This is a genomic window from Pseudonocardia endophytica (assembly GCF_004339565.1).
GTDB classification, from domain to species: Bacteria; Actinomycetota; Actinomycetes; order Mycobacteriales; family Pseudonocardiaceae; genus Pseudonocardia; species Pseudonocardia endophytica.
The window spans coordinates 1,536,497-1,560,019 of the sequence record NZ_SMFZ01000001.1; the positions used below are offsets into that span (position 1 = coordinate 1,536,497).

The 23,523-nt window shown below is 74.2% G+C and carries 20 protein-coding genes; 7 read left to right on the plus strand and 13 right to left on the minus strand.

Annotated features, from left to right (window positions below; all coding sequences use genetic code 11):
* Position 1 precedes the first annotated feature (1 nt).
* The 10 genes from EV378_RS06830 to EV378_RS06875 form a co-directional block, all read right to left on the minus strand.
* Positions 2–1,015, minus strand: a complete 1,014-nt coding sequence (locus EV378_RS06830) for a cytochrome d ubiquinol oxidase subunit II (RefSeq protein ID WP_132421879.1) — start codon at positions 1,013–1,015, stop codon at positions 2–4.
* Complete coding sequence (locus EV378_RS06835) at positions 1,012–2,325, minus strand: cytochrome ubiquinol oxidase subunit I (protein WP_132421881.1); 1,314 nt, start codon at positions 2,323–2,325, stop codon at positions 1,012–1,014. Before EV378_RS06835 ends, EV378_RS06830 begins: the two co-directional genes overlap by 4 nt.
* 88 nt (positions 2,326–2,413) lie before the next feature.
* On the minus strand, positions 2,414–2,995 hold the full coding sequence (locus EV378_RS06840; protein WP_165922172.1) for a TetR/AcrR family transcriptional regulator: 582 nt from the start codon (positions 2,993–2,995) through the stop codon (positions 2,414–2,416).
* A gap of 126 nt (positions 2,996–3,121) precedes the next feature.
* On the minus strand, positions 3,122–3,376 hold the full coding sequence (locus tag EV378_RS06845) for a hypothetical protein (protein ID WP_132421885.1): 255 nt from the start codon (positions 3,374–3,376) through the stop codon (positions 3,122–3,124).
* Positions 3,377–3,425: 49 nt separating this feature from the next.
* Positions 3,426–4,688 carry a YeeE/YedE family protein gene (locus tag EV378_RS06850; protein WP_132421887.1) on the minus strand — a complete coding sequence of 421 codons (1,263 nt, stop codon included), beginning with the start codon at positions 4,686–4,688 and terminating at the stop codon, positions 3,426–3,428.
* Positions 4,689–4,697: 9 nt separating this feature from the next.
* Positions 4,698–6,938 (minus strand): hypothetical protein, encoded by a 2,241-nt coding sequence (locus tag EV378_RS06855; RefSeq protein ID WP_132421889.1) that lies wholly within the window; start codon positions 6,936–6,938, stop codon positions 4,698–4,700.
* Positions 6,939–7,005: 67 nt separating this feature from the next.
* Positions 7,006–8,808: a hypothetical protein gene (locus tag EV378_RS06860; RefSeq protein WP_132427531.1), complete on the minus strand. Its 1,803-nt coding sequence runs from the start codon at positions 8,806–8,808 to the stop codon at positions 7,006–7,008.
* Between the two features lie 46 nt (positions 8,809–8,854).
* Positions 8,855–9,214 (minus strand): hypothetical protein, encoded by a 360-nt coding sequence (locus EV378_RS06865; RefSeq protein ID WP_132421891.1) that lies wholly within the window; start codon positions 9,212–9,214, stop codon positions 8,855–8,857.
* A 629-nt stretch (positions 9,215–9,843) separates the two neighbouring features.
* On the minus strand, positions 9,844–11,031 hold the full coding sequence (locus tag EV378_RS06870; protein ID WP_132421892.1) for a CaiB/BaiF CoA transferase family protein: 1,188 nt from the start codon (positions 11,029–11,031) through the stop codon (positions 9,844–9,846).
* A gap of 18 nt (positions 11,032–11,049) precedes the next feature.
* A complete protein-coding gene (locus tag EV378_RS06875) occupies positions 11,050–12,516 on the minus strand; it encodes an MDR family MFS transporter (protein ID WP_132421894.1) in 1,467 nt (488 codons plus the stop codon).
* A gap of 175 nt (positions 12,517–12,691) precedes the next feature.
* Between EV378_RS06875 and EV378_RS06880 the strand changes: the two genes are divergently transcribed.
* Positions 12,692–13,816 (plus strand): geranylgeranyl reductase family protein, encoded by a 1,125-nt coding sequence (locus tag EV378_RS06880; protein WP_207908588.1) that lies wholly within the window; start codon positions 12,692–12,694, stop codon positions 13,814–13,816.
* 563 nt (positions 13,817–14,379) lie between these two features.
* On the opposite strand, the gene EV378_RS06885 is transcribed toward EV378_RS06880, so the two are convergent.
* On the minus strand, positions 14,380–15,210 hold the full coding sequence (locus EV378_RS06885) for a UbiA family prenyltransferase (RefSeq protein ID WP_243653323.1): 831 nt from the start codon (positions 15,208–15,210) through the stop codon (positions 14,380–14,382).
* Positions 15,211–15,236: 26 nt separating this feature from the next.
* Here EV378_RS06885 and EV378_RS06890 point away from each other — a divergent pair, with 26 nt between their 5' ends.
* From EV378_RS06890 to idi, 3 genes are read left to right on the plus strand one after another with little or no spacing between them, the layout of a single operon-like run.
* Entirely contained in the window at positions 15,237–15,944 is a 708-nt protein-coding gene (locus tag EV378_RS06890) for a methyltransferase domain-containing protein (protein ID WP_243653324.1), read from the plus strand.
* On the plus strand, positions 15,944–16,990 hold the full coding sequence (locus tag EV378_RS06895) for a type III polyketide synthase (RefSeq protein WP_132421896.1): 1,047 nt from the start codon (positions 15,944–15,946) through the stop codon (positions 16,988–16,990). Before EV378_RS06890 ends, EV378_RS06895 begins: the two co-directional genes overlap by 1 nt.
* 13 nt (positions 16,991–17,003) lie before the next feature.
* Positions 17,004–17,540, plus strand: a complete 537-nt coding sequence (gene idi / locus EV378_RS06900; RefSeq protein ID WP_132421898.1) for an isopentenyl-diphosphate Delta-isomerase — start codon at positions 17,004–17,006, stop codon at positions 17,538–17,540.
* A 465-nt stretch (positions 17,541–18,005) separates the two neighbouring features.
* Here the strand turns inward: idi and EV378_RS06905 are convergent, their stop codons facing one another.
* A complete protein-coding gene (locus EV378_RS06905; RefSeq protein WP_165922173.1) occupies positions 18,006–19,628 on the minus strand; it encodes a bifunctional 3-(3-hydroxy-phenyl)propionate/3-hydroxycinnamic acid hydroxylase in 1,623 nt (540 codons plus the stop codon).
* Between the two features lie 37 nt (positions 19,629–19,665).
* On the opposite strand from EV378_RS06905, the gene EV378_RS06910 reads away from it, so the two are divergent.
* Positions 19,666–20,679 (plus strand): small ribosomal subunit Rsm22 family protein, encoded by a 1,014-nt coding sequence (locus EV378_RS06910; protein ID WP_132421902.1) that lies wholly within the window; start codon positions 19,666–19,668, stop codon positions 20,677–20,679.
* A gap of 102 nt (positions 20,680–20,781) precedes the next feature.
* Positions 20,782–21,354, plus strand: a complete 573-nt coding sequence (locus EV378_RS06915; protein ID WP_132421904.1) for a hypothetical protein — start codon at positions 20,782–20,784, stop codon at positions 21,352–21,354.
* Here EV378_RS06915 and EV378_RS06920 read toward each other — a convergent pair.
* Positions 21,351–22,430 carry a CobW family GTP-binding protein gene (locus EV378_RS06920; RefSeq protein WP_132421906.1) on the minus strand — a complete coding sequence of 360 codons (1,080 nt, stop codon included), beginning with the start codon at positions 22,428–22,430 and terminating at the stop codon, positions 21,351–21,353. The two genes, EV378_RS06915 and EV378_RS06920, sit on opposite strands and share 4 nt — an antisense overlap.
* A 70-nt stretch (positions 22,431–22,500) precedes the next feature.
* Here EV378_RS06920 and EV378_RS06925 point away from each other — a divergent pair, with 70 nt between their 5' ends.
* Entirely contained in the window at positions 22,501–23,475 is a 975-nt protein-coding gene (locus tag EV378_RS06925; protein ID WP_132421908.1) for a carbohydrate kinase family protein, read from the plus strand.
* Positions 23,476–23,523 lie beyond the last annotated feature (48 nt).

The window sequence follows — 23,523 nt, forward strand, 5'->3', positions numbered from 1 at the left end:
GTCAACGATCCGGGCCGGACGGAGCAGGGGCGGGCGGCGCCTGGTCGAGCGGTCCTGCGCCGGGTGACGCCGCATCCGCCGGGACGGCTCCGAGGGACGTCGGGCCGGACGGACCGGGTCCGAGCGGGATCGCGCCGGACGCAGCCGGGCCGGAGGAGCCCGGGCCGGGCCCCGCGCCCCGCCAGAACCAGATCTGCACGGCGAGGACGAGGACGAACGTCGGGCCCGCGACGCCGGTGACCAGCGCCGCCCCGGCCGGGCTCGTCACCAGCTCCGCGACCGGGACGGTCCCGGACCCCGGTACGGCCAGGTCCGGCCACCGCGCCACCATCGGCGCGACGGCGGCCGTCGCGAGAAGGGTCCCCGCGAACACCGGCCGGCGCGCGAGCAGCACTCCCGCGACGACGAGCACGGCGACGACGGCCGCCCCGAGCACCGCTCCCCCGGCGGCGAGCACGACGGCGGGCACCACGAGAAGGGCGCCCACGAGAGCGAGTGTCCACATCGGAACGCGCACGCCGAGCGCCCAGCCGGAGACGACGACGTCGAACCCGATCACGGCCGGTACGCCGAGCACCGGCCACACGCCGGCCGCGACGGCCAGGAACCCCCCGGTCCCGGCCGCGGTGGCAAGGGCTCCGGTCGCGGCCAGTGCGCTGCGGACGGCGTTCGGGCCGGTGCCGGTCCGCGCTCCCGGCCGGGGGATCCCCAGCGCCGCAACGCCGAGCGCGGCCACCCGCAGCACGAGCCCGGCCGCGATCGCGAGCACCCACCAGTACGCCGACGCGACGACGGCGCTCTCCCAGCGCGGGAACAGACCGACCAGCAGACCGGCCGCAGCAACCATCCACACGTGCCCGAGCAGCAGCTGCGGGCCGGTGCCGGCGAGCACGAGACCCCGGTCCCGCCCGGCCGTCCCGGTGACCGCACGCAGCGCCGTTCCGCGCCCGATGCCGTCGAGCCCGACGAACGCCGCGAGGACGGCGACGAGCAAGGCCGGCGATGCAGCGGTCACCGGGCACCGTCCGGAACCAGCGACGGGACCGTCATCGGACGCGGGCCCGGATCGGACAGGTGCGGCGGGTCCGGCCACAACACCCAGGCCGGGCGACCGAGCCGCGCGTAGCGGCGGACCATCCGGGTGATCAGCGCCACGTCCAGCACGACGAGCGTGCCGATCACGACCACGAACACGACCGTCTGGGCCAGCGCTCGCCATGGCGTCAGCGAGCCGGACACGCCCTGCTCGACGGGCAGCACCCCGTAGATCGCCCAGGGTGCGCGTCCGAGCTCGCGCACGAGCCAGCCGGCCCCGTTCGCGAGGAACGGCAGGAACGCCGTCACGATCAGCACGGCCTGCACCGGACGCCACTTCCACGCCCACGGCGTCGTCACGGCAGTCGTCCAGACCGACATCCAGGCCAGCACGCCGAACCCGAACATGATCGCCGCGACCGGCCCGGTGAGCGACGCGTCGGGCAGCCGGTCCCCCGGACCGAACCGCGCCGCCCACTCGGCGACGCGTGCGGCGGCGGCCGGGCCGTCGGCGGCGAACTTCGTCGGCTGGATCTCGTCCAGGTACGTGAACTGCAGGCCCCCGAAGATCACGACGAGCGGCGCCGCGACGGCGGCGACGACCATCCCGAGGCGCTGCGAGGACCGGAACAGGTCCACGTCGACCGGACCGCAGGCGTGCCCCTGGCGTCGGGCCCGCCAGAGGTACACCGAGGACACCGCGGCCACGAACAACCCACCGGTGAGGACCGCGCCGGCCAGCACGTGCGCCATCGCCGTCGGCAGCGCGACGTTCGAGAACAGCGCCGACGGGTCGGTCAGCCGCATGATCCCGTTGTCCATCGTGTACCCGACCGGGTGCTGCAGGAACGCGTTCGCGGCGATCACGAACCACGCCGATGCGTACGCCGTCGCGGCCACCGCCAGCAGCACGAGCAGGTGCGCCCAGCGCGGCATCCGGTCGCGGGCGAACACCCACAGCCCCAGGAACGTGGCCTCGGCGGCGAACGCGACGACCGTCTCCAGCGCGAGCGGCGCTCCGACGACCTCGCCGGCCACCCGGGTCAGCCCGGACCAGTTCAGCGCGAGCTGCAGCTCCATCACGATGCCGGTGCCGATGCCCAGCGCGTAGTTGACCAGGTAGACCTGGCCCCAGAACCGCAGCATCGCCGACCGGGCGGGCGTCGGCCGCACCGTCTCCGCGACCTGGACGATCACCAGGATGGTGATCAGGCCCAGCGTGAGGGCGACGAAGAAGTAGTGCGCCAGCGCCGTCAGCGCGAACTGGGTGCGGGCGAGGTCCGTGGTCACGGCACGGAATGCTCCCGGCGCGGACCCGTCCGGGGATCGGGGTCGCTCCCCGGTGCCACCCCGGGAACGTCCCCGGGGCCGCCAGGGGTCAGCCGGTACGGACGGGTGCGGAGCTGCCGAGCACGATGTCCGCGATCTGCGCGGTGACGACGTCCGGTCCGACGTCGCCCGCCGGGTCCCACCAGCGCGTCAGCCAGTTCAGCGCGCCGAGCAGCGTCATCGTCGTCAGGCGGGGGTCGCGGCCGGACGGGACCGCGCCGGACGCGATGCCCTCCCGCACGACCTGTTCGACGAGTGCCGCGTACTCCCGGTCGTAGGCGCGCCACTGTGCACCGATGTCACGCCCGGCCACTTCCTGCAGGTACACGGCCACGAAGTCGTAGTTGTCGACGAGCACGTCGACGTGGCAGCGGACGATCTCCCGCAACCGTTCCGCCGGGTCGCCGGGACCGGTCGCGATCTCGCGGGCCTCGGCCGTGAGCCGCTCGGCCGGGATGGCGATCACGGCGGTGAGCAGGTCGTCCTTGGAGGAGATGTAGTTGTAGAGCGAGCCCTTCCACATGCCGACCTCTTCGGCGACCTGTTCCAGGGACGATCCGGCGAACCCGTTGCGCCGGAACACCTTCCCGGCAGCCCGCACGACGTCGTCCCAACGGCTCGGCCGCGCCATCCGCCCACCTCCGGGTTGTCCCGCCGCCGGACACGGTAGCGCGGGCGGGCACATCGGGCGGGTTCCACGACACGCACGGCGGGCCGGGACGGCGACGCACCGTCCCGGCCCGCCGGGGATGACGACTCAGCCGAGCGCGCCGACCACCCCGTACGCCGGGGCGACGACGGAGAACACCGGCGACACCGGGTCGCCGATCGGCAGGCCGGGGAGGCCCTGCAGGACGTAGTTCGGTGCGAGGCCGTCCGGCGCGGTGGCCTCCCGGGTCGCGTCGGTCGACGCGCCGGAGTCCTCGTCGGCGTGCGCGGCCCCGACGGCGAGGCCGGTGAGGGCCCCGACGCCGACGGCCGTGGCGGCCAGGCGTGCGGTCGTGCGGTTCATGCGTTTCTACCTTTCTGGTGGGGAGCGGGACCCGATCCGCGCGGTGTCGTCAACAGATCGAGTCCGTGGGCTTGGGGTTGGTCAGCCCGAACAGCGGGCGCAGCCGGAGCCCCACCCACGTTCCGCCGAGCGCGACCGCACCCCAGATCCAGCCGTGCAGGCTGAACGAGGCGATGCCGGAGAAGTAGGCACCGATGTTGCAACCGCCGGCCAGCCGCGCGCCGTAGCCCATGGCGATGCCGCCGAGCACCGAGCCCAGCGCCAGCTTCCACGGGATGCGCCTGTGCAGCACGAACGCCCCGCCCAGCGCGGACGCGACCAGCGCACCGACCATGATCCCGAAGTCCAGGTTGGACACCCGGTCCGCCAGGACCGGTCCGGCCAGCGACTTCGCGTTCGCCGGGACCTGCCAGTACGCCCAGCTCGCGACGTCCACGCCGAGGAACCCGAGGATCTTCGAGCCCCACAGTGCGAACGCCGACGTGACACCCCATGGCTGCGCCGAGACGAACAGCACCGCCGCGTTCAGCACGCCGAGCGCGAGCGCCCCGACCCACATCGGCCAGGACCCGCGCACGATCCGCCACGCGCCGCTGGCCGACGGCGGGCGCTCCACAGGAGGGGCGGAGCGGCGGCGGGCGACGACGTAGGTCAGGGCCGAGATGCCGAGCAGCACGACGATCGTCACGGCGACGGCGCCCGGGTACCCGAGCAGCTGCGCCAGGTTGATCGTCGGTCCCTGCGGGACGGTCTGCTGCCAGAACGTGAACGTGAGCGCCGCGAAGATCGAGCCGACGATGAACCCGAACAGGGTCAGCACGATCGCGCTCTGCCCGGACCCGACGGCGAACAGCGTCCCGGAGGCGCAGGAACCACCGACCTGCATCCCGACCCCGAACAGGAACGCGCCCACGACGAGCCCGATCCCGACCGGGTTGGACAGGCCCTTCGGGTCCCCGGCCAGGGCGAACCCGCTACCGAGGATGACCGCGAACAGCACGCTGGCCACGCCGAGCATCAGCATGTGCGCGCGCAGCGCGGCTCCCTGGCCGACCGAGACGAGCTGGCGCCACCCGGACGTGAAGCCGAACCGGGAGTGGAACAGCACGAACCCGAGCGCGAGACCGAGCGCCGTCGTGACCACCATGGTCCACGGGGCGACCGTGGAGACGCCCCACAGCAGCAGCGCGGCCAGCACCACGCCGACGGCCACGACCGGCCACTGCGGCGGCGCGGCGCTCCGGTCGAGCGGACCGAACGCGGCGCGCCCGTCCACCAACGGGCGGCGCAGTACGTCACCGACCACGGACATGATTCCTCCTCATGGGGACCCCTCCATCGGGCCGCTGACCGGGACGACGGTGCCGCCCGGGAACCACGCCGCCGGATCGGGGCCACCGTGGTGGCCGCTCGATCCCTGCGGCTCGATGCTCATCGGGACGTTCACCGCGGCCGCCCCGTAGAGCGACGGCCTCGGGTCGGTCCGGACGCCGATCTCCCGCGCCCAGGCCAGGTAGCCCGACGCCGACGGTGCGGTATCGGGATGTGTCGCCGCCAGGGCGAGCGCGAACCGCTGCGCCTCCGGCTCGTTCGGCGCGAACGACAGCGGCAGGAACGCCGACGCCGTCTGCCGCAGCACGTCCCCGGTGAGCAGCCACGGCGCCAGGAACGTGCCGCCGAGGTGGGTCGGGGTCGTCGCGGCCCGCTGCCGGACCTCGCCGAGCACGTCGACGGCCTGCTCCCATCCGGAGACGACGACGAGCGCGCTGTTCGGGTCGTTCCCGGCGTCCGGGGTGAACGCGAGACCGGCCTTCCTGCCCTCGTCGCGGACGAGCCGTGTCGCCGCGACCGACCGGGGTGACGCGTCGCCGACCAGGCGGACGTTCCGCGCACCCTTCTCGGCCATCGTGCGGACGGTCGCGGTGAGCGCCCCCGCCTGCTCCGGGTCGAGCGCCTGCGACGGGCAGCTCGTGACCGTGCCGGGCGTTCCACCGAGCGCCGCACCGACGATCGCCGACGCGCACTCCGGCCCGTCGCGCCCGGTGAGTGCGGACGACGGCGCGTCGCCCACGCTGTCCCCGACGGACACCGGGACGGTCGCCGAGTCGCCGGCCATGCTGACGGTCAGCGACGTCGTGCCGGCCGGGATGTCCACGACGGCCCAGCCGCCGCGGGCCCCGGGACGGGACACGAACCCGACCGGATCACCGTCCGCGGCGACGGTCGCGCTGCCGCCGTGGGTGGCCATCTCGTGTCCGCCGGTCCCGGCCGTCCCGCCCATGTCGTGGCCGGCCGTACCCGGATCGGCCTCACCGCCGGCCGCGCCGGCCGGTGTCGAGGGCGCGCCGGTTCCGCCGGGGCCGGGCTGCTGTGTCGCCGCGTCACCCGTCGCCGGGTAGCCGCTGCCGCCGAGCTGGACGAGGTTCGGACCCGGACGCATCGGCGCGACCAGGACCGGCACGTTCACGCCGTCCAGCGCGACGGTCCGTAGCAGCGCCTGTCCGGGCACCGCCGCCGGAGCGGGTGCCGGCAGCAGCCCGGCGACCGAGGCCGCCGCGACCCCGAGTGCCACCACCGCACCGGTCGCACCGGCCAGCACGGCCGACCGCACCCCGTCGGCCGCGGCCGGAGCACCCGCCGCGTCGTGCCGCACCCCGCCCCGGCGTGTCGCACCGGCTGCGACGGGTGCGGCACGCCGGTAGGCGGTGCGGCACAGAGCCAGGAGCACCACGGCAGCCACAGCCGGCAGCGCGACGGCCACCAGGGCGGCGCGGCCGTACGCGGTACCGACGAGATCGATCACCGAGTACGGGCCCGCGGTCAGGATCCGCGCGGCGCCGGCGAGCGCGGCCACGACGGCCGCGACGAGACCGACGCTCCCGAGCCGTACCGGCCACCCGGGAGCGGCGGCCGGGCCGGACGACGGCCGGGCGGACGGGGACCGGTCGTCGATCAGGACGTCAGAGCTGTTCGATCTCTCGCCGACAGCTCCACCGTCCTGGTCGAGCGCACGATCGGCGCCCGGCCCGGGAACGCCGTCGCCGAACGCCCGCAGGGTGAGCGCGGCGAGCGCGGCGAGCAGCACGGACGACGCCACGGCGTAGACGACGTCGGCGGCGAACGCGAGCCCGGTGTGCGCCGAGCCGAACGTCACGGCCACCAGCACCACACCGGGTAGCGCGGCGACCGGGACCGTCCACCGGGCGGACGCGTGCCGGATCTCCAGCAGCGCGGGAACCGCCAGCGCCGCGACCACCCAGACGAGCGTCCCGGTCCGGCTGACGTCCCCGTGCAGGTATCCGGCCAGCGCCGCGGCGGCGGCGAGCAGACCGGACGCCCACGCCACCCGCCGGTGCCACCGGCCGGGCGGGGCCGACTCGCGAGCACCGGTGAGCGGGTGGACCAGCCCGAGCCCGGCCACGAGCGCGCCGGCGACGAGCAGCACGAGCCGCACCGCCGTCGTCGCACCCGGGGCCGTGAGCTCGCCCGCGACCGAGCCGGCGACCGCGGCACCGAGCCCGGCGAGGACCAGTGCCCCGACGAACACACCGACGCGGACCACCTCGGGACGGGGACCCCCGCGGCGGGGCGCCGTGGAATCCACGGCGCCCCGCTGCAGCACGGGAGTGCTACTTGATGTCTTCGTCATTGGTCACGAAGAGCATCGAGTGCGGCTTGGCGTTGCCGAACGGGCCGTGCGGCCAGTTGTCGCGGTTGAACGAGATGCAGGTGTCACCCGTGTTCTCGTCCTTGAACGACTCGTCCAGCGACAGCTTGCCGTCCTGCGCGATGTCCACGAGGCAGACCTTGTGGTCACCGTCCAGGCCGGTGCGGGCCACGAAGTAGTTCGCGGTCGCGAGACGGGACGGCTGGTCGGTCTCGGTGTAGAAGCCGTCGTCGCCCTTCTTGAGGTTGTCCAGCGCCCCCCAGTGCGGACCCGCCCCGGTCTTGTCCGGGTTGATCGCCTGGGTGGACTTCAGCGTCGGGCAGTCGGACTCGGCGCCGCCCGCGGTGATCTCCTCCGGGGAGTCGATCGAGCACTGCGGGTTCTCACCCGAGTTGACCAGCTTCTCGACGTCGAGCGCGATCACGCCGCCCGCCGTGCCCTTGTCGTTCGGGCCCAGCGTCCCGGCCTTGCGGCCGATCGTGGCGTGGTACAGCGTCTTGTCGTCCGGGCTGGTCTGGACCCAGCCGCCGTTCGCGCTCGGGCCGCCGTTCTCGCCCGGGGAGGCGAACTCGGGCGCCGAGGTGGAGAGGTCGAAGATCTCCTTCCACTCCGGGTTCGGCACCGTGATGTCCGGTGTGTAGTACAGGGCGCCGCCCTGCATGGTCTGCGCGAACGCGCCCTTGTGCCCGGGCTGGTTGGTGACCGTGGTCTCCATGACCGCCCGGTTCTCGTTGCGCAGCGGGTCCTCGGCCCCGGAGCGCGGACCGGTCGGCAGGTAGGACACCGACTTCACCTTCGGGTGGTTGCGGTCGGAGATGTCCCAGGTCCGGATCGTCGGTCGTCGCAGGTACGGCGACGGGTTCTTCACCGGGTCCAGGATGATGTCACGCGGTTCCGCGTAGTCACTGGTCACCATCGTGTTCAGGTCCTCGCGGGCCTGGATGCCGTGCGGGTTGGCGCAGCTGGGCTGCCCCAGTGCCGGCATGTTCAGGCACTGCTGCGGATCCTCCGGTGTCTCCGTCGCGGCCGGGGCCTCGACCAGGTTCTTCGCGTCCGGACCCAGCCGCACGACCTCGCCGGGAGTACCGGCGAACCCGTTGCCGGTACGGACCTCGCCGTTGGAGTAGCGGCACGGCCCCGGTGCGACCGGGCCGCCCATGTAGGTCCCGTACGCCGTGCCGTCCTTGAGGACCCAGTAGGCGTCCGGCACCGAACCGCAGAGCGTCTGCGACGGCAGGCTGATCCCGGAGAGCTTGAGCTCCGGCAGCGCCGACACGTCGAAGACGTAGGTCGCGGCGCTGTACAGGCCACCGGCGTAGATCTTGTCGCCCTTGCGCCACGAGTACTGCATGTGGTGCGGCTCGTTCTCCACCAGCGGTCCGACGGTCGCCGTGTTCACGACCTTGCCGTACTCCGGGGAGCCCTTGGTGACGTCGACGACGGCCATGAAGTCGGGGCCGGGCAGCGCGTCGCGCACCTTGCCGCCGATGTCGTCGGTGACCGAGCCCGGCAGGTTCTTCACGTCCGGCACGGCCGTGTCGGCGGCGTTCTCGTCGCCGGCCCAGACGACCATGTACTCGGGGCGCTGCCCGCCGGCCGCCTCCTGGCGGTTCGCGGCCGCGGCCTTGCCGCCGACCAGGTTGTTCTCGACCCAGTACTGCTTGCCGTCGCCGCCGGCGACCTCGGACTTGGTCTTCTCGACGTCGGCGTACGCGGACGTCGCGGTGGGGATGATCGTCACGCCGGCGACGACGGCGGCGCCCAGCAGGGCGAGGCCGAGGCGCTTCCCCCAGCGAGGGATCCGGGAGAACCTACTCACCGCCGTAACCCCCGCCACCACCGCTGGGGGTGATCTTCTTCGGGGCCTCGACGACGGCCTCGACGAGTCCCGAGGCCGGGACACCGGCCGGGGTGAAGTCGCGGAGCTGCTTGAGCGGCTCGTCCGGGCCGAACGCGGTGAACGACGACTCCACCGGCGGCGCCTCGGGCGCCGGGGCGGGCTGGACGTCGTTGTGCGTGGTCAGCAGCGGGGCGAGGTCCGGGACGAGCGCGGGCTCTGCGGCCTGCGCCGTCCCGGCGACACCGGCGGACGCGGCGGCCGTGCCGGCGAGCAGCAGGCCACCGGCGACGAGCCGGGCTCGTGGGGTGGGTCGTGCACGATTCGGTGCCACGACGGTCTCCTAACGGGTCGGGGAGCTGACGGTCCGGCCCGGACACCGCAGCCGGGCGCGCACGACGACGCGACCGTCCTCATCGGACGGACACGGCGGGACGCGGCAGGCTGCGGTGTGGGGAGCTTCCGGCGGAGGCCGGACCGGGACGGGACCCGCGGACCGCACCTGCGGCCATCCCTGGTGGCGGGCTGGGCACGGGCGGCGGGTCGACCCGCGCCGGGGCGCGGGGCCGGAGACGGTGTGTCGAGAGCGGGCGCGAGCGCCCCGGACTCAGTTCACCGACGACTGACAGAGCGCGCTCGCCTGCCGCGCCAGGTCGACGTGGCGTCGAACGGCGAAGCGGTTGACGAGGTGCATGCGGGAAGTTTGCACGCCGATGGGGTGAGCGTCGCGTGCGGCTGGGTCCACATCATGGGAAACCGACCGGATCAGCCCACGATCGGCCGCTCGGAGTGACCTGGACTACTCCATCAGCACGATCCGACCACCCGGACGACCCGAACGGCCCACCGTACGAGATCACCCGATCGTGTGGACGGCGTAGGGAACCACGTCGGCCACACCGCTCCGACCTGCGTCGATACCCGTCATGGAGATCGTTCTGGGCACCGGTCCGGACAACCGGCTCACGCGCCCAGCACGCCGTCGGCCCGCAGCCGGGCGATCTGCTCGTCGGACATCCCGGCCTCGCGCAGCACCTCGTCGCCGTGTTCGCCGAGCCGCGGAGCGCCCCGGACCGCCGGTGCGTGCGTCCCGTCGCCGAACGAGAGCGGGAGCCGCGGCAGCGTCAGGTCGCCCTCCGACGGGTGCGTGACCTGCTCGAACATCCCGACGGCGGCCAGGTGCGGGTCGTCGAACAGGTCGTCGGGCGTGAGCACCGGCTGCGCGGGGATGCCGAGCGGTTCCAGCACGGAGACCCACTCGTCGGTGGTGCGGGCCGGCATCTCGTCGGCCAGCAGCCCGTAGAGCTCGTCGATGTGCCGGGTCCGGTCGGTGATCGTGGCGAACCGGGGGTCCGACGCGAGGTCCGCGCGGCCGATCAGGTCGAAGAACGCGAGCCACTGCTTGTCGGTGTAGACGACGACGCCGAGGTGCCCGTCGGCCGTGCGGTACGGCCTGCGGTGCGGGCTGGCCGTGCGCGCGTACCCGGTCGGTGCGTCCGGGTCGAGCACGCGTGCGTTCTGCTGCTCGAGCAGCACGAACGACGTCATCGTCTCGAACATCGGGACCTCGGTGAACCCACCGCGCCCGGAACGCTCCCGGGCGAACAGCGCGGCGTTCACGGCCGCGAGCCCCATCACGCCGACCGTCTTGTCCGCGACGACGGAGCGGACGTAGTCCGGATCGCCGGCACCGCCCTGCAGGCCGGCGAGCCCGCTGGCGGCCTGCACGACGTCGTCGTAGGCGGCCCGGTCGCGGTAGGGCCCGCCCTCGCCGAACCCGCGGAGCGCGACGTAGACGAGCCGCTCGTCGGCGGAGCACAGTTCGTCGGGACCCAGGCCGAGACGGGCGACCGCCTGCGGACGCATGTTCGTGACGAACACGTCCGCACCGGCGAGCAGGCACCGCATGGCGTCCCGCCCGCCGGGCGACTTGAGGTCGAGCGCGACCGAGCGCTTGCCGTGGTTGGCCGCCAGGAAGATCGGACCCATCCCCGGATGGCGGCCGGACCCGACGTGCCGCAGCACGTCGCCGTCGTGTGTCTCGACCTTGACCACGTCGGCTCCCATGCGCGCCATCAGCATGGTCGTGTAGGGACCGAGGAACGTCGTGGTCAGGTCGACGACGCGGACGCCGTCCAGCGGGGAGTTCACGTCCCCAGTGTGCGTGGATCAGTGCGCGGGCGGGCCTCCCGCGTTCGCCGGCTCCTTACCGGTGAAGAACGCGACGCCGACGACGACCACGGCGACCACCGCGGCGACCGTGAACGCGGCGCTCACGCCCGGCACGTCGGGCGCCCCGCCGGACGCCGAGGACAGCGTCATCACGGTCACGAACAGTGCTGTCCCGGCCGCGCCCGCGACCTGCTGCAACGTGGTCAGGATCGCGCTGCCGTGCGAGTACAGATGGCCGGGCAACGATCCCAGCGAGTCCGTCATCAGCGGCGTGAACATCATCGCCAGCGACACCATCATCGCGGTCTGGAGGACCACGACCTCCCAGATCGGGGAGCCGGCGTCCAGCGTGGTCATCATCCACATCGCCGCGGCGAGCAGCACCGATCCGGGCAGCACCAGGCGGCGGGCGCCGTGGCGGTCGTACACGCGGCCGATGAACGGACCGAGGAAGCCCATCGCCAGCCCGCCGGGCAGCACGACCAGACCCGCCACGAACGCGCTGCGGCCCAGCACGTCCTGGATGTAGAGCGGCATCATGATGATCGCGCCGAACAGCGACATGAACCCGAGCGCGACCAGCACCAGCGACACCGTGAACCGCCGGTTCGTGAACGGCCGCAGGTCGAGCAGTGCGGCGTCGCGGCGCTGCAGGCGCACCTGGCGGTACACGAACGCCACCATCGCGACGATCCCGACCACCAGCGGCAGCCACGGCGGGATGCCGCCGTGCCCGCCGCGCGCCGCCTCCCCGATCAGCGACAGGCCGTAGACGAGGCCGGCGAACGCGAGCGCGGACAACGGCACCGACAGCACGTCCAGCGGCACCGGCCGTGTCCGGTCGTCGGCGACGCGCAGCCAGGTGGCCCCCGCGGCGAGCGCCAGCAGCGCGATCGGCAGCACGATCCAGAACATCCAGCGCCAGCCGAGGGTGGACAGGATCACACCGGACAGCGTCGGCCCGACGGCGGGCGCCACCGCGATCACGATCGAGATCGTGCCCATGGTCTGCCCGCGGCGCTCGGCCGGGACCAGCGTCATGATCGTCGTCATCAGCAGCGGGATCATCACGGCCGTCCCGCACGCCTGCACCACGCGAGCCGCGAGCAGCACGCCGAAGCCGGGAGCGAGCGCGGCGAGCAACGTGCCCGCCGAGAACAGGACCATCGACGTCAGGAAGATCGCCCGCGCCGGGAACCGCTGGAGCAGGAACCCGGTGATCGGGATGACCACCGCCATCGTCAGCAGGAACCCGCTGGTCAGCCACTGTGCGGTGCCCGCGGAGACCTGCAGGTCCACGATCAGCACCGGCAGGGCCACGCTCATGATCGTCTCGTTCAGGATCATGACGAACGCCGATCCGACGAGCAGCGCGATGATCACCTGGGTGGTCGCCGGTGGTCGGTCCGGCGACACCGCGGCGCCCCCCGCGCCCTGGGTGTCGGTGCTCGGTCCGGTAGTCATGCCGTGCCCCCTGCCGGCCCGGCGCTGACCCGGCTCCGGGCACGCCGGAACCTCGTCGCTCTCCGGTGCGGTACCTCCTGATTGAACCGGAACCCCCCGACAGTTTCACCCACATTCGTCGCCCGCTCCGTCCGCCCGGCGCGAACGGTCTCCGTCAGCGGGCGACAATGACCGGGTGCTCTACGACGTCGTCGTGGTCGGCGCAGGCCCGGCCGGGTCCGCCGCCGCGCTCCGGATCGGGCGTTTCGCACCGGAGCGGTCGGTGCTGCTGCTCGACGCGGCGGACTTCCCGCGTGACAAGACGTGCGGGGACGGGATCGCCGCGCAGGTGTTCGACCTGCTGCACGCGCTCGGGGTGCACGACGTCGAGGACCTCGGGCCGGTCACGCCGCGCCTGCGGCTGCGCACCCCGTCCGGGCGCAGCGTCGACCGGGCCTGCCCGCGCCCGAACCGGGTGATCACACGAGTCGCGTTCGACGCCGCGCTGGTCGGCGCCGCCGTCGCCGGCGGGGCGGAGCTGCGACGGCACCGGGTCCGGGACATGACCGTCCTCGACGACCGCGTGGTGCTGGACGGGACGATCGAGGCGCGCGCCGTGATCGGCGCGGACGGCGCGAACTCCACGGTGCGGCGACTGCTCGGCGGCGGCCCGGACGAGCGCCCCGGAGACCGCGCCGTCGCGATCCGCGGCTACGCGCCTGTCTCCCCCGATCCCGGCACCCTGACCATCGAGTACGCCGACGGGCCGTACCCGGCCTACGCGTGGTCGTTCCCGGTCGCCGGGGGCGGCGCGAACGTCGGTTACGGCGTGTTCGACCGTCGTGGCGGCGGCAACAAGACCGCGCTGACGGAGCGCCTGCGCGAGCTGCTGCCCGGCCAGGAACCCGAGGCGGCCACCGTTCGCGCGCACCACCTGCCGCTGTCCACCACCCCGCGCTTCCACCCGGACGGCCGTGTCCTGCTGGCCGGTGACGCGGCGGCGAAGATCAACCCGCTGACCGGGGAGGGGATCTACGACGCGATCGCCTCCGGTGTGCTCGCCGGCCGCGACGCGCTGCTCGGTGCCGACGCGGGTGCGGCCCACCGGGCGTCGATGACCCGTGCGTTCGCCCGTCACCACCGGCACGTCGGCGCGATCTCCCGGATGGCGGCACGTCCCCGCTTCCTGGACGCCGCGATCTCCGCCGCCTCGCGCCACCGGCAGGTGTTCGACGCGGCCGTCGAGCTCGGCCTGGCCCAGGGCACGGTCCCGCCTGCCGCCCTGGCCCTGGTCCTGGGCCACCTGGTCCTGGGCCGCTGAGTTCCGGGGCAGCCCGCCAACCCTGCCCCGCCCCGCCGCGGCCCGCCACCGCCGCGCACCGCACCGTGCCGCACCGAGTCCCGCCACCGCAGCGCACCGCGCCGGGCCGGGCCGGGCCGAGTCCCGTCACCGCGCGAACGGAGCCCTCGTCCAGCCACGCGGCGCGAGTGGACCTCCCGTCCAACCGGACGGCGCGAGCGGAGCTCTCGTCCAACGTGGGTCCCTGCGGTGAGGTGAGCGAGCAGCCCGGGCGGTGGAGCGCCACCCGCCGCGCACCGAGATGCAGTTCAGCGGGACTTATGGATCTCCACACTCCGCTCAGCTGCATCTCGGCACGCCCCCGGTCCGCGAACGGAGCTCGCGTCCGACCTTTCGGTGGCGGAGCTCTCGTCCAACTCGGATCGCAGCGGCGATGCCGGCGAGCAGCCCTGGCGGTGCAGCTCCGCTCGTCGCACGCACCGAGATGCAGTCCAGCGGGACTTGTGGATCTCCGCACCCCGCTCAGCCGCATCTCGACGCGGCCCGTGGCGCGCGAACGGAGCCCCGTCCAATGCGGGGACGGGTCAGGCCACGACGGCCGGTCCGGCCACCAGGAGCAGCCCCACGGCGAGGACGGCCACGAGCAGCACGGCACGGAACGGGGCGCGCGAGCCCGGACGGCGGCGGCCCATGGCGAAGCCGGCTCCGAGCAGGATGGCGGCCAGTACCGGGACGGACACGGCCGGCCACACCGGAACCGGCGCGGCGAGGGCGATCACCAGCGTCGCACCGAGCAGGAGCACCGCCGCGGCGACGCGGCTGCCCCGCGCCCCGAGAACGTGCGGGAGGCCGCGGACACCGGTGGCGGCGTCGTCGTCGAGATCCGGGAGCACGTTCGCGAAGTGCGCCCCACCACCCAGCAGGCCGCCGGCCACCGGGAGCCACCAGGGCGGCAACGGCGAGCCGGGCAGCGCGGCCACCACGAACACCGGCAGCAGCGCGAAGCACACCAGGTACGGCAGGAGCGAGAACGGCGTCGACTTGAGCCGCACGTCGTAGGCCAGCCCGGCCCCGACGGCGACCAGGTGCAGCAGCCCGCCGGCCGGTCCGGCCGCCCACACCGACAGGACCGCGCAGACCGCGACCGCGGCGCCCGTCGCCACCCCGACGGTCCTACGGCCGACCTCCCCCGCGGCGAGCGGTTTGTCCGTGCGCCCGGTCGCGATGTCGCGGTCGGCGTCGAGCAGGTCGTTCAGCCAGCCGATCGACAGCTGCCCGCTCAGCACGGCCAGTGCCACCAGCACGACCCCGCCGAGCGTGTTGCCCGTGGTCACGGCCAGTGCCGTCATCACGAGCGTGACGGCCGCGGTGGGCTCCGGGTGGCAGCACCGGAGCAGGACGAGCACGGTGCGCACGCGCAGAGTCTGGCAGCCTCTCCGGTGTGCCCGACGCCCCGACCAGAGAGCGGAACGACCCGGGACAGTACGACGACCTGGCTCCCCACTGGTGGGATCCGCACGGCCCGTTCGCGATGCTGCACTGGCTGGCCGCCGCCCGCGGCGCGCTGGTCCCGCCACCGGCGCGGGGAACGACGCCGCTGCTCGTCGACCTCGGTTGTGGCGCAGGCCTGCTCGCGCCGCACGTCGCCGGGTACCGGCACGTCGGCGTCGATCTCACGACGTCGGCGCTGACCCAGGCCGCCGGACACGGTGTGCGGCCGGTCCGGGGCGACGTGACGAGGGTGCCGTTGCGCTCCGGGTGCGCCGACGTCGTCGCCGCAGGAGAGATCCTCGAGCACGTCACCGACCTCGACGCGGCCGTCGACGAGGCCTGTCGCCTGTTGCGTCCCGGAGGCCTGCTGGTGATCGACACGTTGGCGGCGACGGCGCTCGCACGGCTCGTCGCGGTGACGCTCGCCGAGAAGGTCCGCGGCGTGCCGACGGGGATCCACGACCCGGACCTGTTCGTCGACCGCGACCGTCTTCGACGCGCGTGCGCCAGGCACGGCGTCGAGCTCACGCTGTGGGGTATCCGGCCGTCCGTGCGCGACCTCGTGGCCCGCGCGGCCGGCCGGCGCCTGACGGTGCGGATGGTCCGGGTGCCGACGTCGGCCGTGCTGTTCCAGGCCGTCGGACGGAAGGTCGGCTGATGCCCGCCTACCTGACCGGGCTCGGCTCGTCGTTCCCCGGCCCGCCGCTCGAGCAGGACGCGATATGGGACGGCTACTTCGCCGAACGCTCCGGGCACGACGCGGTGGCGAAGCGGATCTTCTCCGCGGCCGGCGTGCAGCGGCGGCACGCTGCGGTGAACCCGCTGACCGAGGACGTGTCCGGATGGTCGACCGGGGAGCGGATGCGGCGCTGGGCGGCGGAGTCGGTGCCGCTCGGCAAGGACGCCACGTCCGCCGCGCTGGCCGCCGCCGACCTCCCGGCATCGGAGCTCGGGCTGCTCGCCGTCGTGTCCTGCACCGGGTACGCGACGCCGGGGCTGGACATCCGGGTCGCAGCCGACCTCGGACTGGCGGCGGACGCGCAGCGCCTGTCCGTCGGGCACATGGGCTGCTACGCGGCGATCCCCGGACTGGGCGCGGCCGCCGACTTCGTGGTCGCCCGCGGACGGCCCGCCGCGATGCTGTGCTGCGAGCTGACGTCGCTGCACATCCAGCCACCGGACGACGACCGGGGCCAGGCCGTGTCGCACGCGCTGTTCGGCGACGCCGCCGCCTCGGTCGTGCTGCGTCCCGACCCGGTCGACGGCGCTCTGGAGGTGCTCGACGTCGCCGCCGTCACCGACCCGTCGACATCCGGCCACATGACCTGGGAGGTCACCGACCTCGGCTTCCGGATGGGCCTGTCGCCGGAGGTTCCCGCCGTGCTCGCCCGGCACGTCGGTCCGGCCGTCACGGGTCTGCTGGACCGGCACGGGTACGGCATCGCCGACGTCGACGCGTGGGCCGTGCATCCGGGCGGTCCACGGATCCTGGACGTCGTCTCCGAGCGGCTCGGGCTCGCCCCGGACGACACCGCCGCCTCCCGCGCGGTGCTCGCGAACCGGGGCAACTGCTCGTCGGCGACCGTCATACTGGTCCTCGACGCGCTGCGGTCGGCCGGACTGCCGCGCCCCGGCAGGCCGGCGATGATGCTGGCGTTCGGACCGGGTCTCACGCTCTACGCCGCGCTGCTGCGGGCGGTCTAGGAGGACCTCAGAAGTGGAACAGGTCGTGCTGCTCGACGACGACGGGAACCCGGTCGGCGTCGCCGACAAGGCGACCGTGCACGGTGCGACGACGCCGCGGCACCTCGCGTTCTCCAGCTACGGCATCGACGACGACGGCCGCCTGCTCGTCACCCGCCGGTCCCGGCACAAGAAGGCGTTCCCGCTGGTCTGGACGAACACGTGCTGCGGGCACCCCGCACCGGGCGAGGACCCGGCCGCGGCCGTGCGGCGACGTCTGCGCGACGAGCTCGGCCTGCAGGCCCGCGACCTGCGCCTCGTGCTCCCGGAGTTCAGCTACCGGGCCTCCGCCGACGGTGTCGAGGAGAACGAGCTGTGCCCGGTGTTCGTCTGCCGCCTGGCCGGTGAGCCGTCGCCGAACCCGGACGAGGTCGAGGCGTACGAGTGGTGGGACTGGCCCCGCTTCCGCGCCGCGGCCGACGACCCGGACAGCGGCCTCTCCCCCTGGGCCCGCCTACAGGTCCCCGCGCTGGACGCGCTCGACGACCCGATCCTGACCGGCCGCGCCTGAGCGGTTCTCGCGCGCGGTGATCCGCGCGCAGTGATCCGACGGATGCGCGCCGTTCGGGAGAACGCGAGCGACCGGGCGCGCGCATCCTCCGGAGTGGAGCGCGTTCGCCGGGTCGGGGTCCGTCCGCCGGAGCCATCGGGTCGGCGAGCCTGCGAGCATCCCACCGTCGCGGGTCCGGTCGGCACGGACCACGGCAACGTTCCACTCGACGGCCTCGGCGAGTCGAGCGGAACGTTTCGGCTGTCCGGCTCGCGTGAACGTGCCACTCGACCGCGCGCGGACGTCGAACGGCACGTTCCAGCGGCCGGAACCGCAACGAGGTGGCGCTCGGTCACGGGTCGGGCGAGGGCTCAGCGCATGGCTTCTGCTCGGTGGATCATGCCGGACCGGGGCGAAGTCTCGGGCGGACGTCGCTGCGGCTCCGCCGCGACCCGGCCGGAGCGAGCGCCGCGGCCCGGATGCGGGTCACACCGGGGCCGAGGCGGCCACGATCCGGTCGGGGCGCAGGAGCACCGCGCGGACACGACCGGTCCGGAGCCACCGGAGCAGCACCGGATCCGTCGTCGCCACCGTGCGGGCGCCCAGATCGGCTGCTCGCCGGGCCAGCTCGGACGGAACCGGGCCCTGCACCGCATCGGACGGCCCTGCATCGGGCAGGCCTGCATGGGGCGGCATCGTCTCGCGCGGCTCCGGACCGGGCTGCTCCGGAGCGCCCGAGGTCAGCAGCGCCCATCCGTCACCGAGGAGCCCGTCGTGCCCCGGCCACGGCTGCGGGCAGGGCGTCCCCACCGGGTCGCGACGGTCCCGGCGCCGGTCCACGAGAGTGCCGGGTCCGAAGCGGGTCACCAGCCCGGCCTCGGCGCGGCGACGGACGGCCGGGACGCGCAGGGTGCCGGCGACCAGCGGTCGTCGTAGCGCCGCGACGGCACCGGACCCGCCGGTCATCGCCCGCCCGACGCGCAGGGCGCCGCGGATCATCGTCGTGGCGTGCGGAGCGCGTTCGGACCGGTAACCGTCCACCCAGGACCCGGGTGCACCGTCGTGCAGGACGGCGGCGAGCTTCCAGGCCAGGTTGTGCGCGTCCCGCAGTCCGGCTCCGAGTCCCTGCCCGATGAACGGCGGCGTGAGGTGGGCCGCGTCGCCGAGCAGGAACACCCGGCCGTCGGACCAACGATCGGCGACGGCGGCGTCGAACGTGTACTCCTCGGCCCGGAGCATCTCGACCGGGCCGGGCGCCCAGCGGGTGATCAGGCTCGGGACCTGCGCGGCGAGCTCGGACGCCGTCTCGCCGGAGCGCATCCGGAACTCCCACCGGTACCGGTCGCCGGTCAGTGCGAGGAACGTCGCGGCGCGGGCCGGGTCGCAGACCTGATCGACGCCGCCCCAGGTCGGTAGCGGAGTCGCGCACCGGACGTCGACCACGAACCACCGCTGCGACGGTCCGAGCGCGCGGAGACGGGCCCCGATCGCCGCCCGGACGGTGCTGCGCGCCCCGTCGCAGCCGAGGACGGCCGACGCCGGAACCTGCTCGCCGGTGGCCAGCCGAACCCGGTAGGAATCGCCCGGGCTGGGGTCTCCGCCGGCGGCCGCGCCCCCACCCGGCCCTGCGGACGGGCTGCCGATCGCAGCGACATCCGGCTCGGCCGTCGCCGTGCCCACCGACGAGAAGGAGCCGCCCGGCGGATCGATCCGGACCACGTCCACGCCCTCCCGCAGCGTGATCCGCGGATCGGCCGCCACGTGCGCACGGAGAAGCGCCTCCAGGTCCGGCTGGTCGAACAGGGTCGACTCGGCCCACCCGTGGACGCCGCGAGAAGAACGGTGGAACGCGGCGAACGGGCGCAGGCGCGCGTCCAGCAGGCGCAGACCGGCGGCCGGGCGGCTGATCGCGGCGAACCCGTCGGACACGCCGGCGGCCTGCAGGATCCGGACCGACTCGTCGTCCAGATGCACGGCGCGCGGGAGCGCGTGGACGCCGGCGCGCCGTTCGAGCACCGTCACGTCGACGCCGCGACGGGCGAGCAGCAGCGCCGCGACCAGCCCCGTCGGACCGGCGCCGACCACCACGACCGGTCCTGGCACTCCCACCGGCGCCAGCGAACCAGGTGTGTAGCGTCCCCGCCCGATGACGCCGCTGCCCGACGACCTGGCCAGGGCACTCGACGACGCGCTCGACCCGATCCCGACGTCCCGGCTGACCCCGATCGTCGAACGGCTGATCGGCGACTACCGCATCGGCCGCGCGGGGACCGCGACCGCGATCCTGCGCACGCCGGACGACGCCGCCGCCTACGCCGCCTACCGGATGCCGGCCACCTACGCCGCCGTGCGGGAAGCGCTCGGCCAGGCCGCGGACGTCGCAGTCGGCCTGGCTCCGCGCACACTCGTGGACGTCGGCGGAGGCACCGGAGCGGCCGTGTGGGCGGCCACGGACGTCTGGGCGTCGCTGGAGGAGGCCATCGTGCTGGAGGGCTCGGACCCGGTGATCGCGTTCGGGCGCCGGCTGGTCGCGACGGCGGGGAACGCGGCCGTCGCCAGCACGACGTTCCGGCCGCTCCGGATGGACACGACGGTCGCGCTGCCGGACGCCGACCTGATCACCGTCTCCTACGTGCTCGGCGAGCTCGACGAGGGCACGCGGACCGCCGTCGTGCGCGAGGCGGCGGCGCGGGGCGGGACGGTCGCGGTGATCGAACCGGGCACGCCGGACGGCTACCGGCGGGTGCTCGCCGCGCGGGACGAGCTGCTGGCGGGCGGCCTCACCGTCGTCGCACCGTGCCCGCACGACGGACCGTGCCCCGTGGCCGTCGAGAGGAGCGGCACCGACGACTGGTGCCACTTCGCCGCCCGCGTGAACCGCAGCGCCCGCCACCGCAGGCTCAAGTCCGGCGATCTCGGGCACGAGGACGAGAAGTTCGCGCACGTCGTCGCCGTCCGGTCCCCGTCGGAGCAGCATGCGGCCAACCGGGTCGTCCGGCACCCGTTGCAGCGCAAGGGGCTCGTGACGCTCCGCCTGTGCACGGGCGCGGGCGGGATCACCGACCGGCCGGTCCCGAAGAGCCGTCGCGACGACTACCGGGCCGCCCGCGACACGTCGTGGGGCGACGCGTGGCCCCCTCGCGATCACCCCGGGTCGTGATCGCGCCCACAGCGTGTAACACCGGCCGTGACTCGACCGAGATCCGGAGCGCGACGGCCACCCGGTGGGCCGCGAGCGAGGCACGGCCGATCGGGCAGCATCATGAACGACACCACCACCGGCGCATCCGGCGACCGGCTCCCGAACCTGATCCGGACCACGGGCGGCTACCGCGTGTACGACCCGGCCCTCGTCGCCGGAACCCAGTACGCGATCGACGATCACGGTGACCTCGTCTACACCCGCCTGCCCGCGGGTGCGGCGACCGGCACCGTCGTGATCGCTTCTGTGGTCGTCGCGCTCTGGATCGGCGATGACAGCTGGCTCTGGACGAGCGTGGCGTTCCTGGCCGCCCTGCCCACCGGGTTCGCGCTGGCCCTGGCTCTGCTGGCGTTGGTGCACCTGGCCACGAACCCGGCGCGGGCCTACCGGCGGCGGACCGGGCGCGGCGCGTTCGCGGTGGAGGTCGCCGACCGTGACTCCGAGCTCGGGCAGCTCTGCCGCCGGGCCGAGCGGCTCGCCGCGAGCCCGTCGTGGACGTCGAAACGGGTCGACCCGGAGCGGCGGTTGGAGACACTGCTGTGGCGCGCCGTCGGCGAGGGCGACCAGGTCGCCGTCGAGGAGCTGACGTCCCTGACCGAGCCCGCCACCGGACCGGACCTGCAGAGCGTCTAACGCTCGGCGAACCGGAGGACGGGCAGGAGCGCGTCGGCGTCGGTGCGGGAGTCGCCGTCCGCGACGCAGGCCCGGAGGTCACGCAGCACCGCGTCGCGCTCCAGGCCGGTGCCGATCAGCACGAGCGTCGTCCGCCGCGGCTCGCCGGCGTCCCAGCGGGTGCGGCGGAACCGCACGTACCGGCCGACCGTGTGCAGGTCCCACCGGTCCCGTGACGGCGCGGCGGCGAACCGGACCGACCCCTTGATCCGGTACAGCCCGGCGGGCCTCCCGTCGAGCAGCGCCCGGAGGCGGGACGCGTCCAACGGCTCGTCGCAGACGAAGGAGACGCTCTCGTAGCCGGCGTGCAGGTGCTCCTCGTGCGGGCGGTCGATCTCCTCGCCGAGCATCAGCTGCCGCCCGGGCACGACCTCGATGTCGAACAGGAGCGACGGATCGACGGCGCCCTCGGTCACCGGGACGATCGGCGCCCGCGGGTTGGTCTCCCGGCACAGCCGCCGGACCTGCCACAACGTGCCGGGGTCCACCCGGTCGATCTTGTTCAGCACGACCAGATCGGCGAGCCCGACGTGCCGCTCGAGCTGCGGGTGGCGGGTGCGGACGTCGAGGAACTCGGCCGCGTCGACGACCACGACGAGCCCGCCGAACACGAGATGACGCCCGGTGCGGATGCGCGGCCCCCCAGGCTTCGCGCTCAGCGCGTCGAGCACCAGCTGCACGAGCGTGCCGGGCTCCGCGATGCCGCTGGCCTCGATCACGATCGCGTCCAGCTCGTCGCGACGCGCGGTGAGCCGGTCCAGCAGCGCACCGACGCCGTCCTCACCGACCTCGCAGCACAGGCACCCGTTGCCGAGCCCGACGATCCCTCCGGACTCTGCCGTCCCCGCCCCGGCGGCTCCGCCGCCCGCCAACCCCCGGCCGGCGACCCGCATAGCGTCGAGGTTGACCGAGCCGAAGTCGTTGACGACGACCCCGATCCGGGCGTCGCCGCCCGCCGCGAGCAGATGGTTCAGCAGGGTCGTCTTGCCGGCTCCGAGGAATCCGGCCAGCACCACGACCGGGATCCTCCGGGGCACGAGTCCATGACTATCACGGCGCCGGATATGACAGTCTCGGCAGTCCAGCCAGACAGAGGGGAGCGCAACCGTGTCCGGTCCACCGTCATCCGGCGTCGTCGCCGTCGCCGGAGAGGCACTGGTCGACGTCGTCCCGGCTCCGGCCAACGGGTACTGGGAGCTGGCGCCGGGTGGGAGCCCCGCGAACGTCGCCGTGGGGCTGGCGCGGCTCGGTGTCCCGGCGCGGATGCTCGCCCGGATCGCCGACGACCTGCTCGGACGCAAGCTGCGCGGGCACCTGGACCGCAACGGGGTGGACCTGTCGCGCGTCGTGGCCGCGAAGGAGCCGTCGTCGCTGGCGATCGTGGAGATCGCCGAGGACGGCCAGGCCGCGTACGACTTCCGGATCTCCGGCACCTCGGACTGGCAGTGGACCCCTGACGAGCTGGTCGGCGCGCTGGACGGGGAGGGAGCGGAGCCCGTCGTGGCCGTCCACTCCGGATCGCTGGCGCTGACCACGCCGCCGGGCGCGGAGGTGCTGCGCGGGCTGCTCGCGTCGGCGCGCCCGACGGCGACGGTCAGCTACGACCCGAACTGCCGGCCGCTGCTGATGGGCGACCCCGCGGACGTACTGCGGGGCGTGCACGAGGTGCTCGGCGTCGCCGACGTGGTGAAGGTCAGCGACGAGGACCTGCGCTGGCTCGTGCCCGGTCGTTCGCCCGGCGACGTGATCGCCGAGTGGCTGGAGCTGGGTCCTGCGGTCGTCGCCGTCACGCTCGGCGGCGACGGGGTGGTGGCCGGGACGTCCGCCGGCCTGCACACGTCGCGCCCGGGTAAGAAGATCGACGTCGTGGACACCGTCGGGGCCGGGGACAGCTTCTCCTCGGCCCTGCTGTCCGGGCTGCACCGGCGCGGCCTGCTCGGCGCCGACGCCCGGGTCGACCTGCACCGGATCGACGCCGCGACGCTGGACGCGGTCCTCGACGAGTCCGTGGCGGCCGCGGCGATCACCTGCTCGCGCCACGGGGCCGACCCGCCCACGCTGGCCGATCTCGGCGTCGGCTGAGCCCGGTACGCCGGGAGGCGTGAGCGGCGGAACGCGGCCCCAGTCTTC